Here is a 13,242-nt window from a genome sequence, read left to right as displayed (position 1 = left end):
GCGGCCCACCCCTGCCGCCGATCCCGCCCGCCTTCCCTCGGGGAGGCGGACAGGATCGGCACCAGCCACCCAACACCCGGCCCTTGCCCTGGCCCCTAACCCTGGCCCTTCGGCTCCGGCTTCCTGGCCCCGGCCCTCCGACTCCGGCTTCCTGGCCCCGGCCCTCCGCTCTCGGCTCATGGCCCGCCTCTCGCCCTCTCGCCCTCTGGCCCTCGGCCCTCGACCTGCTTCCTCGGCCCTCGACCCGGCCCTCAGCCCCTGGCCCCCAGCCCTTGGCCCCTGGTCCTCGGTCCCAGCCCTCAGCCTCCCGCCATCTGGCCTCTGGGCCCCTGGGTCTCCGTCCCCCGGGCTTCTGGAACCGGCAGTCGGACCTCGGCCCGGCTGTGGTCCTCGCCTTTCGCTCTCGGCTTCGGCTACGAGGCTGCCTTCCGTTCTGGATTCGGGCTTTCGCTCCGAGAGCCTTATCTTCGCTCCGGCCTTGGGCTTCGCGCTGAGCTTGCCGTCCGCCTCGGCCCCGGGTGCCTCGGCCCTCGGTTGCCCTGCCTCCGGTTGCCTTGGCTTCGGTTGTCTTGGCTTTGGCTGTCTGGCCTTAGGTTGTCTTGGTCTTGGGTGGTTTGGTGGTTTTGGGGGTGTTTGTTTGAGGGGCTTGTCTTTGCCTCTGGTTCGGGGTTTCGTTGCGGGGGTCGTTCGTGCGCTGGCACTTTGCGTGCTCACCGGATTCGGAACGGGGTTCTTCTGCGGGGAGGGTCGTTAGATGAGAGGTTTCTCATCTGGGCCTCAGCGTGGTCTCCTCGAAGAGCGACAGGGTCTAGCGCATGAAGCATCGGGGAATGGTGATCCTCCTCGTCCTGGTTGCGGTGGTGGCGGGGGTCATGTCGGTGGGGTTGGTGCGAGCGGCCGACGAGCGGTCCGATCTGGGCGACCCCATCGTCGTGACGCCCTCGCCCTCGGGCACCTCGCCGGGGTCCGCGTCACGCCCGACGTCACCCCAGGGCGATCCGTCGGCGCATTCGTCGGGGAATCCGTCGGGCGACCCGCCGGGAGCGTCGCCGGAGGGTGCCGGTTCGTCGGCCACCGCGACCCCACAGCCGGGCCAGAGCGGCAGCTCCGCGACGCGCAAGCCGAAGGCCGAGCCGGTCAAGCCGCCCTCGCCGAGACCCGGGGGCGGTGACGATGACGACGATGATGGTGGTGGTGGAGACGATGACGACTGACAGGGAGGCCACATGAGGGTGAGCGCCCGGGCCCGGATCGTGGGTTGGATGCTCGCTGTCGTAGGTCTCGCCCTGTCGGTCGCGATCTTCGTGACCTGGACCATCCTGCTCACCGGGCTGAACAGCCGCATCACCGACGAACTGGACAAGGAGGTGGACAAGCTCCGGCGTTACGCAGCCACGGCGCTCAGCCAGCAGTCCGGGCCCCAGACGCCCGACGTCCGGAAGTTGATGATCGACTATCTGCAGGTCAACCCGCCCGATCGGTGGGAGACGTTCTTCAGCATCCTCGACGGCGCGGCCGACAAGCGCACCTTCATCGAGGCACCCGTGCCTCTCGACGCCGACGACGCACTGGTCGCGCGGATGGCCACGGCGACGCGGGTCGTGAGCGACGAGGCCGAGACCGCCAAGGGAACGGTCCAGTACGCGGTGATACCGATCTCCGTGGAGGGCGACAGCAGACGCGGGCACTTCGTCGTGGCGATCTTCTACGACCTGCACCGCGAGGAGATCGTCGACGCGGTACGGACGCTCGGGCTGTCCGCGCTGGGGGCGATGGGGCTGGCGGGGGCGGTCGGCTGGTTAGTCGCGGGGCAGGTGCTGGCGCCGGTCCGGCTGGTCAGGCAGACCGCCGAGCAGATCAGCGACTCCACCGATCTGACCCGGCGGCTCGACGTGCCGGGCAACGACGACGTGGCGGCGCTGGCGGGCACGTTCAACCACATGCTCGACCGGCTCGAACATGCCTTCGTCGTGCAACGGCACTTCATGGACGACGCGGGGCACGAGCTGCGCACACCCATCACCGTCATCCGCGGCCACCTGGAGCTCATGGGCGACGACCCCGACGACCGCGCCGAGACCCTCGCCCTGGTCACCGACGAGCTGGACCGGATGAACCGCATCGTCGACGACCTGCTCACCCTCGCCAAGGCCGAGCAGCCGGGCTTCCTGGCGCTCGACAACGTCGAGCTGGCCGACCTCACGGTCAGCGTGATCGCCAAGGCACGGGCGCTAGGCGAGCGCCGCTGGCGGGTCGACGAGGTGGCCGAGGCGCGCCTCCCCGCCGACCGTCAGCGGCTCACGCAGGCGCTCATGCAGCTCGTGGCCAACGCGGTGCGTCACACCGCCGACGACGACCTGATCGCCGTCGGCTCGGCCGTCCGTGACGGGCGCGTCGACCTGTGGGTACGCGACAGCGGCCCCGGCGTCCCGCCCGCCGAGCGCGAGAAGATCTTCGGCCGGTTCGTCCGCGGGGTGGGCCGCACCGGCGGCCACGACGGCGCCGGTCTCGGGCTGGCCATCGTCAGATCCATCGCCCAAGCCCATGGAGGCAACGTGAAGGTGATCGACGCCCCCGGTGGCGGGGCCTGCTTTGTCATGAGTCTTCCGCTGTGGGAACTGTGGAGGCTGAGTTGAACCGGATTCTGATCGCTGAGGACGAGGCCAGGATCGCCTCCTTCGTGGAGAAGGGGCTGCGGGCCAACGGCTTCGTGACGGCCGTGGTGGGCGACGGGGTGGCGGCGTACGACCTGGCCAGCGCGGGCGGGTTCGATCTGCTGATCCTGGACATCGGGCTGCCGTTGAGCGACGGGTTCACGGTGTTGCGCCGTTTGCGGGGGGCCATGGTGGCCATCCCAGTGATCATTCTGACCGCGCGTGACAGCGTGAGCGACACCGTGGCGGGGCTGGAGGGCGGCGCCGACGACTACATCGCCAAGCCCTTCGCCTTCGAGGAGCTTCTGGCCCGGGTGCGGCTGCGGCTGCGGGCCGACCGTACGCCGGAGGTGACGGTGTTGCGGGTGTCCGATTTGTCGCTTGATCTGCGTACCAGGCGGGCTTATGTCGGGGATCGGGCGGTCGATCTGTCCACGAGGGAGTTCGCGCTGGCCGAGATCTTCTGCCGGCATCCCGACCAGGTGCTCACGCGTGAGCAGTTGCTCAGCCACGTGTGGGGGTTCGACTTCGACCCGGGCTCCAACGTGGTGGACGTCTACGTACGCTACCTGCGCCGCAAGATCGGCGCCGACCGGATCGAGACCGTCCGGGGCACGGGCTACCGGATGAGAGTTGCCTAATCATCAGCTCACCGTTGATTCACGCCGCCCTACCAAGCTGTTAACCAAGGGCCCATCGCTTCTTCCCCGGGCCCTTGGGCACTAGCGAAGGAGCGGTCATGGTCACCGGCCTGGTGATGGATCTCGGGGCGATCGTCGTGCTCGCCTACTGTCTCTACTTTCGACGCCACCACCGGCGCGATTTGCTGTTCGCCTACATCGCGCTCAACGTGGGCATCTTCGCGGTCGTGTCCCTGCTGCTGGTGCAGCGGGTCGACATCGCGGTCGGGTTCGGGCTGTTCGGCGTGCTGTCCATCATCCGCCTGCGGTCGAGCGAGATCACCCAGCAGGAGATCGCCTACTACTTCGTGGCGATCGTCCTCGGCCTGGTCAACGGCATCGCCGCGACGTGGCCTCTCACCGCCCTGCTGCTCAACGGGGTGCTGCTGGCCGTGATGTACGTCGCCGACCACCCCGGCCTGCTGGGCCGCACCCGTCACCAGGTGGTGACGCTCGACGTCGTCCACGCCGATCCCGACCTGCTGAAGGTCGACCTGGAGAGCCGGTTGCGCGCACGGGTGCTGGAATGGGAGGTCACCCAGGTCGACTACGTACGAGACGTGACAGTCGTCGACGTCCGTTACGTGGTCCCCAACACCCGCGCCGGTGTCCGGTGACGCGGCGAGCGAGCCTTGAGGAGGAGTGGTCATGAGTGAGCCGTATGCGGACACGCTGCTCGCCGGGGTCGCCGCCGCGATGCCGCCCGTCGGGCTGTCGGAGGTGCCCGAGCTGATGAGCCGGGTCGACCGCAAATACCTCGTCACGGCCTCGACCATGGCGGGGCTGGCCGCGGAGCTGGGCGATCGGTTCTGCGTCCTGGGCATCGGAGGGCGGCGCCAGTTCCGCTACACCTCCACCTATTTCGACACCCCCGACCTGCTCACCTACCGCCAGCACCGGCAAGATCGCCGCCGCAGGTTCAAGGTGCGCACCCGGACCTACCTCGACGGGGGCGGCCAGTGGCTGGAGCTGAAGCTCAACGGCGCGCGGGGCAGCACCGACAAGCGCCGCATCCCGTACGACGGCGTGTCCGGCCAGACACTCACCCGGGAGGCGCTCGAGTTCGTCCGCGACACCCTGCTCAGCGAGCTTCGCCTCATCGCGCCGGAGACGCTGCAGCCGGTGCTGGCCACCGACTACAAGCGGGTGACGCTCGTCGACCGGTCCGGCGCGGCCCGTCTCACCTGCGACACCGGCCTGAACTGCCGCGACACGCACCACAGCACCCCCGCCCACGGCGATCTGGTGCTGCTGGAGTCGAAGTCGACCGACGGAAAGGCGTTGGTCGACACGGTGCTGCGCCGAATGGGGGTGCGTCCGGTGAGCGTGAGCAAATACTGCCTCGGGGTCGCCGCGCTGCACGATCTACCGGCCAATCGATGGCGTCCGGTGCTGCACCGCTATCTCGCTCATCGGCCCTCGGCCCCGCGCCGCGCGGCCGCACGGGCGGCGACGCGTGGAGCTTGATGGGGGTTCCTCTTGACATGGCCGCTCTGACCTGCGGAAACTCGACAAAAGGACTTCGTGGGTGATAGGCAGAGACTTGACCTGCGAAAATGAGTAGCGATCGCCGTCGGATGTGTCGGCCGGCCATGATGAAATGCCTGGTGGTAATCCCACGGAGCATGCTGCTTACGGCAGAAGAGGATATTCCTTATGCTTGAGCGCATTCATGAGATACCCGGTTCTTTGCTGAGTGCGGACGAATATCTTGACGATTTCTGGCCGAACTTCCGGAAGACCGACGACGTCCTGTGGAAGCTCGAACGCATCCAGAGTTTCCGGCAGGCTGGGGAGCCCAGTTGGGTCGCGATGATGGAAGGCGACTGGAATCGTTCGCTCAAGCTGATCGACGCCGAGACCGGGGCGGCGGGGGAGCCTGACCGGGCTCCGCCCGAGAGGTTCGTCCGGCGGCGGATCCGGATCGTCGAGGAGCCGGTCACGCCCTACCTGCAGTGGGAGATGCACGTTCTGGCGCTGAGGGGCGCGACGGTGGAGCAGGTGCGGGTGCTCGACGCTGGTGAGGTGGCGGAGCTCGAGGTCGGTCGGCGGCTGCCGGAGTTGGTGCTGCTGGGGACCGCGGTCATGTACGAGGTGACGTACGACGAGACGGGGACGCACAGCGGGGCACGGCGGATCGACGATCGGGAAGTGATCGCGGCTTGCCGGGGAGAGCTGGACAAGCTGTTCACCGGAGGCGAGGACTTCCGGGCCTACTACGAGCGCGAGATCGTGCCGCTACCCGCCCCCCGCGTGTCGCTCTGACGATCGGCCTTCCTCGTCCTTCGGGCGCCGGGTAGGCCCTTCAGCCCTTCAGACGCCTTGGTGAGGCGCTCCGGGCGCTGCCGGTGGCGTCCCGGACGCTGGGGGTAGCGCCGCAGGGGTTGAGGTGGCGCTTCGGGCGGCGGGGTGGTGCTGCGGAGGTCCGAGGGGTGGTGCTGCGGGGGGCGGGGGACGCTGCGAGGGTTGGGGTGGCGCTGCGGGGGCGGGGGAGGGAGAGTGCCGACGCATCGGTTGCCCATCTTTATCTGAAATTCACCTGAAACGATCACAAAGGGGGTTTTGTAGGAGTGTGAGGATGACGCCGCCGCGTGACTCGTCGGGTCGTCCGCCTGTGAGGGCGGCGCGGAGCACTGCGGGGAAGCGAGTCGTGTCGCCGACGCTGGTCGGGCGCGTCGAGGAACTGGCGACGTTGGTGGCGGCGGTGACCGGGCCGCCGGCGGTGGTGTCGGTCGAGGGTGAGGCCGGGGTCGGCAAGACCAGGCTGGTGTCGGAGCTGCTCGGGCGGCCTGAGGTCGCCGGGCGGCGGGTGCTGCGGGGCCGGTGCCATCGGTTCAGGGAGTCGTTCCCGCTGGGGCCGGTGATCGAGGCGGTGCGCGGCATCGGCGACGACCTGCGGGGCCTGCCGCTGAGCGGGGTGGCCGGGGCGTTGCGGCCGTTGTTGCCGGAGCTGGCGGAGGTGCTGCCGGCCGCACCCGATCCGCTGGACGACCGGGTGGCCGAGCGGCACCGGGTGTTCCGGGGGCTGACGGACGTGCTGGTGGCGGCGTGTCCGGCGGTGCTGGTGCTGGAGGACCTGCACTGGGCGGAGGAGCAGACCGCCGACTTCCTGGCGTATCTGCTGGGCGATCCGCCGACCGGGCTGACGGTGGTGCTCACGTACCGGGGCGAGGAGGTCAGCGCCACGGTACGGGCGTCCACGGTCAGGCTGCCACCCGGCACGAGCCAGGCCCATCTCGTGCTGGCGCCGCTGGACGAGGGTGAGACCGGCGCCATGGCGACCGCGATCCTGGACACCGACCGGGTGTCGGAGGAGTTCGCCCGCTATCTGTGGGAGCGCACGTCCGGGCTGCCGTTCGCGGTGGAGGAGGTGCTGGCGCTGGTACGCGAGCGTGGCTCGCTGGTACGCCGCGGCGACCGCTGGACCCGCCGGGTGCTGGAGCAGCTCGAGGTTCCCCGGGGGGTCAGGGACTCCACGCTGGAACGGATCGCCCGGCTGCCGTTCGGCGCCCAGCGGCTGGCCGAGGCCGCGGCCGTGCTGCAGACCCCGGTCGCGCTGCTGGTGCTGCTGTCCGTCGCCGAGGACGCGGGCGGGATCGAGGGGCTGGAGGAGGCCGTCGGCTCCGGGCTGTTGACCGAGGACGGCGAAGCCTTCGGGTTCCGGCACGGGCTGTCGGCCCAGGCGGTCTACGAGACGCTGAGCGGTCCCCGCCGCCGTGAGCTGCACGGCCGGGCGGCCGACGCGTTGCGGGCCATCGACCCCGTTCCACTCGGCCAGGTGGCCCATCACCTCAGGCAGGCGGGCCGCCTCGACGAGTGGGCCGTGGCCGCGGAACAGGCGGCGGGGCAGGCCGTCGCGCTGGGGCACGAGGACGAGGCCGTCCGCCTGCTCGCCGAGGTCGTACGACATGCGCCGACGACGGGCGAGCGGCGGGGCCGGGTCGCGGTCAAGCTCGGCTGGGCCGCCCTGGACACGCTTCGCGCGCGGGAGGTCATCGCGCTGCTGGACCGCGTTCTGGACGACGACCTGGCCGGACCGGTGCGCGGAGAGCTGCGGTTCCTGCTGGCGATCGCCCTGGGCCAGGCGGGGCAGGACCCGGCCAGGCAGCGGGAGCTGTTCAAGGCCGCGGTCGATGAGCTGGAGGACCGTCCGGACCTGCGGGCGTGGGCGCTGGTGGGCGTGGGCGTCACGCCTTCCCCGGACGAGCCGATCCGCGAGAACGTGCGGTGGCTGAGCCGGGCACTGGAAGTGGTCGACGAGGTCGACGACCGCCTGCTCGAGGTGTTCGTGCTGGGCAAGGCCGGCTCCGTCTTCCTGGACATCGGGGATCCGGCGTGGCGTGACGTGGCCGATCGCATGCTGAAGATCACCGGCGGCTCGCCTCAGCAGCGTCGCGAGGCCAACGCCCATCTTTCTGTCGGAGTCTCCGCCTGTTACGCGGGCCATTTCGACGTGGCCGAATCGATGCTCACCAGCGGGCTGCGCGCCTCGGCCGTGCAGCAGAACCGGCGGCTGGAGGTCATGCTCCGCAGCGGGCTCGCGCTGGCGCGGTACTGCCGCGGTAGCTGGGACGGACTGCGCGGCGAGGTCGACGACCTCCTCGCCGACGTCGCCCACTACGCGCCCAGCCGCATGGACGTCGAGCTGGCCGGCGGCAGCCTCGACCTGGCGTACGGCGCGGTGGACCAGGCGGAGGAGCGGCTGCGGCGGGTCACCGAGCTGGCAGTGGAGATCGGTGCGTACGAGGCCGTGCCGGCGGCGGCCGGCGGCTGGGCCCGGGTCGCGCTGGCCCGTGGCGACACGCGGGGCGCACTCCAGTGCGTCCGGCTGCTGCTGAACGAACTCGACAAATGGGGCTGCTGGCCCTCGGTCGGCTGGGCCCTGCCGTCGGCCGTCGAGGTGTGGATGGCGGCCGGCGAGCACGGTGAGGCGCGGCGGTTCACCGAGTGGGTGGAGCGCGAACTGCGCCACCTGGACGTGCCGCTCGCTTCCGCCGCCCTGCGTTACGCCCGGGGCGTGCTGGACGGCGACGCCGACGACGTTCTCGCGGCGGCCGTGGAGTACCGGAACGCGTCCGCACCGTACGAGATGGCCAGGGCGCACGAACGCGCGGCCGGTCTGCTGCTGGCGGGCGGCGACCCGCGGGGCGGCTCCGCGCTGCGCGAAGCCGTGGCCGTCTACGAGCGGCTCGGCGCATCGTGGGACCACGGGAGGGCGGCCGGCGTCGCCCGGTCGCACGGGGTCACGCTCCCGGCCCGTCATCGGGGCGGGCGTCAGGGTTACGGCGCGGAGCTGTCCCCCCGCGAGCGTCAGGTGGCGGAGCTGGCCGCCGGTGGGCGGACCAACAAGGAGATCGCGCAGGCGCTGTTCGTCTCGACGAAGACCGTGGAGAAGCATCTGGTCGCGGTGATGCGCAAGCTCCAGGCCCGCTCGCGCAGGGAACTCGTCCACCTGCTGGGGCACGCGGCCGCCAAGGATGGGGAGTCCTCCTAGCGCGGCGGCCAAGATCGGGGAGTCCTCCTGGCGTGGTGGCCAAGGTTGGGGAGTCCTTCGCGTCCGTCGAGCGGGCCAGGGGCCAGACCTTCGGGTGGAGGGTTTCCCCGGTGTGGCGGGCAAAGATGGAGGGTTTCCCTAATAGCTAGCGGTTCGTCCGCTGCCCGATCGTGGCGGTGTGGAAGAGACCAGAACATCGGCAGCCGACCCTTCAGCGCCGGACGACGAGATCGAACCGACCGAGCGCGACCCGTACGAGCAGCGTCCGTCAACGGAGCCGGAGGCTGTGACACCACCCGAACCTCTCGACGCCGACCTCGTCGAACCGGACGAGGACGGATGGGTGCCGCTGTGATCTGCCTCATGGGCCGACTCCGAGGAGCGGTCTGACACCGGCTCTGAGGACCGGTCTCCCTCTGCACTGTCAGAAAAGTCCCGAAAGGTTCCCCCATGCGCTTGTTTCGTTCAGGTACGTCCGCGCTGTTAGCGGGCGCGTTGACGGCCGGGCTGGCAGGGGCGGCCGGGCCCGCCGTGGCTGCCGCCCCGCCCATCGCCGCCCCGCCCACCGCCATACCGCCCACCGCCACACCGTCGTCGTCCGCCCGCAAGGCCGTTCCCGCCGCCACGCCGACCTCACCCTCCGCCGGGCAGGCCGCCGCCAAGCCGCCGGAGGAGAAGACGTTCACGCTGCTGACCGGCGATGTGGTGCGGCTGCGGACCGCGCCCGACGGCGGCGCGACCGGTGACGTCGTCCGCGACGTCGCCCCCGTGGGTGACATCACCTTCCAGTACCTGTCCGGAGACCTCTACGCGCTCACCGGCGAGACGGTCCGCCAGATCGCCGCGGGCAAGCTGGACCGCGAGCTGTTCAACCTGACCAGGCTCGCCGAGTACGGCTACGACGACGCGCGCACCAGGCAACTGCCGGTCATCGCCACCTACACCGACACGCAGGCGCGGGCGGCGGTGCCCGTCGCGCCGAAGGGCACGTCCCGCAAGCGGACGCTGACCAGCGTCAAGGGCCAGGCGCTGGCGGTCGACAAGAGCAGGACGACCGACGCGTTCGCCGCGCTCACGGGCACGGGCACGAAGAAGATCTGGCTGGACGGCCGGGTGAAGGCGTCGCTGGACGTGAGCGTGCCCGCGGTCGGCGCACCGGCCGCCTGGTCGGCAGGGCTGACCGGCAAGGGCGTGAAGATCGGTGTGGTGGACACCGGCATCGACCAGAACCACCCGGACTTCACCGGCCGGATCGCCGCGTCGCAGAGCTTCGTGCCCGGCACGACCTCGGCGGCGGACGACAACGGGCACGGCACGCACGTCGCGTCGATCGCGGCCGGGTCCGGCGCGGCCTCCGACGGCAAGTACCGGGGTGTCGCGCCGAATGCCGAGCTGGTCGTGGCGAAGGCGCTCGACGCCGGAGGCTACGGCGCCAATTCCGACATCATCGCCGGGATGGAGTGGGCGGCCGATCAGGGCGCCAAAGTGATCAACATGAGCCTGGGCGGCCTCCCGAGCGACGGGAGCGACCCGCTGTCGCAGGCGGTCAACCGGATCTCGGCGGACACCGGCGCGTTGTTCGTCGTCTCGGCGGGCAACGACGGCGACACCAACTCGCCGTACTGGGTCGGCAGCCCGGGGAGCGCGGACCAGGCGCTGACCGTGGGCAGCGTGAACAAGACCGCCCCCTACGACCGTAGCTACTTCTCCAGTTGGGGCCCGCGGATGGGCGACAACGCGGTGAAGCCGGAGATCACCGCCCCGGGGGCGGACATCGCCGCCGCCAGGGCGGCCGGTTCGGTGCTCGGAGGCGACGTCGGCGACGAGCGGTACCAGTCGATGTCGGGCACCTCGATGGCCGCGCCGCACGTGGCCGGCGGCGCCGCGCTGGTGGCGCAGCAGCACCCGGACTGGAGCCGCGCCCAGCTCCGTGACGCGCTGGTCAGCACCGCCAACCCGGGCAAGGAGGGTGAGGTGACCCGGGAGGGCGGCGGCATGATGGACCTGGCTCAGGCCGTGTCCGGCGGCCTGACCGCGACCGGCACCCTGAACCTGGGCATGATCAAGCCTCCGCACGAGAAGGTCACCGGGACGGTGACCCTGAGCAACACCGGCCCCGAGGCGGCGCGCGCCACCCTGGGCCTCACGCTGTCCAGGATGGATGCCAGGATGGTCAAGGCGACGCCGGTCACGCCCCCCGGCGACGCGGTCACGGTGACCCCGTCGCAGGTGGACGTCCCGGCCGGCAGCACCGCCACGGTGACGGTCACGGTCGACCCGGCGGCCCTGGAGCTGGGGACGTACTACGGGTTCCTGGAGGCGCGGCACGGTGAGACGGTGGTGCGGACCACGCTGGGCTGGACCAAGGACGTCGAGCGGGTCCAGTTGAAGGTCAGCGGCATCGACCGCGCCGGCGCGCCGGCGCACACCACGTGCTGCTCGCTGCTGAGCCTGATGGACCTGGAGACCGGCCAGGACTGGCTCGGCCTGTACGACCAGGGCGAGGCGTACTTCCTCGGGCTCGGCTACGACCCGATGCTGGCGCGCGGCCACCGGTACGCGCTGATGACCAACATCTCCGACTGGACCGCCGGGCAGCCGTACTCCAAGCTGTCGGAGACCATCGCAGGGGAGCCCGAGCTGCTCATGGACCGCCCCCGGGAGCTGGTCTTCGACGCGCGGAAGGCCCAGCCGGTGAGCTACCCCACCCGGCAGCCGACGCAGCCGGTCGACCGGATGGGCGTGCGCTGGGATCGGCGCGTCGGCACCCCCGGCTACGACATCGGCGTCATCGGACAGAACTTTTACGGCAGCACCAGCCCGGCCCAGGTCTACGTGCTGCCCGGCACGACCACGGCCACGACCGGCACCTTCATGATGGGATTCGGCACGCAGTTGGTCGCGCCCGCCCTGACCATGAAGATCACCGGCTCGCGGGAGCCCGAACTGCGTCCCGCCTACCCGACGGAGTACGCCAACGCCTGCTACGTCGTCCTGCGGTGCACGCCCACGTTCCGGTCGCCCGGGTCGTACGAGGTGGTGGACGCGGGCAAGGGCAGCCCGGCGGAGCTGGCCGCGGCGGGAGTCAAGGGCAAGCTGGCGCTGGTCGACGAGACCCTGTTCATCGATGACTGGGGAGTCGTGACGCCGCTCGACCAGGTGACGGCCGACGCCGCGGCGGCGGGCGCGGCCGGCGTGCTGGTCGCGGTGGCCGACGCCGGGCCGGCCCGCCGCCACGTGGACAAGCCGACCACGGTGCCGGTGGCGGTGCTCACCCACGCGGACGGCGAGCGGCTGGCCGCGGCCGCCGCCAAGGGCCGGACCACCGTGAGCACCGGTGGCGACCCGATCTCGGACTTCCTGTACGACCTGTCGTACACCGTCAAGGACAGGATGCCGACGGACACCGTCTTCGAGACCGGGCCGAAGGACCTGGCCACGATCACGGCCCGGTACAGCGCGGACACCCCCGGCACGCTGTACCACGTCGACGGCATCGCCCCCAACCAGGTGCTCAAGAGCCGCACCAAGGTCCAGGCGCCGTTCACCCGCACCGAGTACGTCACGCCGGGCACGCGCTGGCAGTTCGTCAGCCAGACGAACGGGCTCTACGAGGAGAGCCTACGTGATCACGCGGCCGGTGACCGCGTCAGCGAGGACTACTTCTCGGCGCCGATCGCGCCCGGGCCGACGGGCCCTGGGCCGAGCCTGACCGCGCAGGCGAACCCATGGTCGGGGTCCGCCGCCATCGCGCTCAACCTGTACCCGCTCCGGGTCGGCAACGGCCACCACTACCTGACTCAGTGGCCGGAGCTGAGCCTGCGGTACCTGAAGGACGGCAAGGTGCTCTGCGAGCGGGCGCAGCTCGCCAGTTGCGACGTGCAACCGGCGACGCCCGGCCGGTACCGGGTGGAGCTCGACACGAAGCAGTCGACCAGGCCGCTGTCCACGTCGAGCCGTACGGCGTGGGAGTTCGCCGCCCGCCTCGACACCGGGGAGTCGGCCGACAACGTGTACGGCGAGATCCTGCCCATGGTCGACGTCCGCTACGACGTGGGCCTCGACGCGGACAACTCGGTCAGGGCCGGCTCGGAGTACTCGATCGACCTGCTCACCGGCTACCAGCCCGGATACGGCGGATCGGGCAGGTTCACCGTGCGCGCCTGGGTCAGCGGCGACGACGGGGCCACGTGGACCGACCTGGGCAGCCGCAAGGTCGGCAGCGGCAAGGCGGCCGAGTTCGAGGCCAGGGCGCCCCGGGCCGGTGACCACGTGACCCTGCGGGTCCAGGCCACCGACGGCGCGGGCAACTCGATCGACCAGACCATCACGAAGGCGTGGAAGGTCGCGCGGAGGTAGGCGGTTCACGATGCGGCGCCATTCGCGGGACCCCTCCGCGAATGGCGCCGTTCGT

At 70.7% G+C, this 13,242-nt stretch carries 9 protein-coding genes; 8 read left to right on the top strand and 1 reads right to left on the bottom strand.

All coding sequences use genetic code 11. The annotated features are described in order from the left end of the window. Positions 1-808: 808 nt before the first annotated feature. Positions 809-1,141, bottom strand: coding sequence for a hypothetical protein (locus tag ACZ6S0_RS15685; RefSeq protein ID WP_465917148.1), 333 nt, complete (start codon positions 1,139-1,141; stop codon positions 809-811). 121 nt (positions 1,142-1,262) lie between these two features. On the opposite strand from ACZ6S0_RS15685, the gene ACZ6S0_RS15680 reads away from it, so the two are divergent. From ACZ6S0_RS15680 to ACZ6S0_RS15645, 8 genes are all read left to right on the top strand, one after another. Next, entirely contained in the window at positions 1,263-2,636 is a 1,374-nt protein-coding gene (locus tag ACZ6S0_RS15680) for a sensor histidine kinase (protein ID WP_465917145.1), read from the top strand. Next, a complete protein-coding gene (locus ACZ6S0_RS15675; protein ID WP_344880099.1) occupies positions 2,633-3,295 on the top strand; it encodes a response regulator transcription factor in 663 nt (220 codons plus the stop codon). The genes ACZ6S0_RS15680 and ACZ6S0_RS15675 overlap by 4 nt, the downstream gene beginning before the upstream one ends. Positions 3,296-3,393: 98 nt before the next feature. Continuing rightward, the gene (locus tag ACZ6S0_RS15670; RefSeq protein WP_465917138.1) at positions 3,394-3,951 is read left to right on the top strand and encodes a DUF4956 domain-containing protein; all 558 of its coding nucleotides are present in this window, start codon (positions 3,394-3,396) and stop codon (positions 3,949-3,951) included. 31 nt (positions 3,952-3,982) lie between these two features. Then, entirely contained in the window at positions 3,983-4,801 is an 819-nt protein-coding gene (locus tag ACZ6S0_RS15665) for a polyphosphate polymerase domain-containing protein (RefSeq protein WP_465917134.1), read from the top strand. A gap of 222 nt (positions 4,802-5,023) precedes the next feature. Next, the gene (locus ACZ6S0_RS15660) at positions 5,024-5,599 is read left to right on the top strand and encodes a DUF6879 family protein (protein ID WP_465917131.1); all 576 of its coding nucleotides are present in this window, start codon (positions 5,024-5,026) and stop codon (positions 5,597-5,599) included. 385 nt (positions 5,600-5,984) lie between these two features. Continuing rightward, positions 5,985-8,828: an ATP-binding protein gene (locus ACZ6S0_RS15655; RefSeq protein ID WP_465917128.1), complete on the top strand. Its 2,844-nt coding sequence runs from the start codon at positions 5,985-5,987 to the stop codon at positions 8,826-8,828. Positions 8,829-9,006: 178 nt separating this feature from the next. Beyond that, on the top strand, positions 9,007-9,183 hold the full coding sequence (locus ACZ6S0_RS15650; RefSeq protein WP_465917124.1) for a hypothetical protein: 177 nt from the start codon (positions 9,007-9,009) through the stop codon (positions 9,181-9,183). 95 nt (positions 9,184-9,278) lie between these two features. After that, positions 9,279-13,187, top strand: coding sequence for a S8 family peptidase (locus ACZ6S0_RS15645; protein WP_465917120.1), 3,909 nt, complete (start codon positions 9,279-9,281; stop codon positions 13,185-13,187). Positions 13,188-13,242: the final 55 nt, after the last annotated feature.

Source organism: Nonomuraea sp. NPDC051298 (assembly GCF_055586305.1).
The sequence above is the reverse complement of the archived record's forward strand: the minus strand, read 5'-3'. Positions and strand labels throughout refer to the sequence as shown.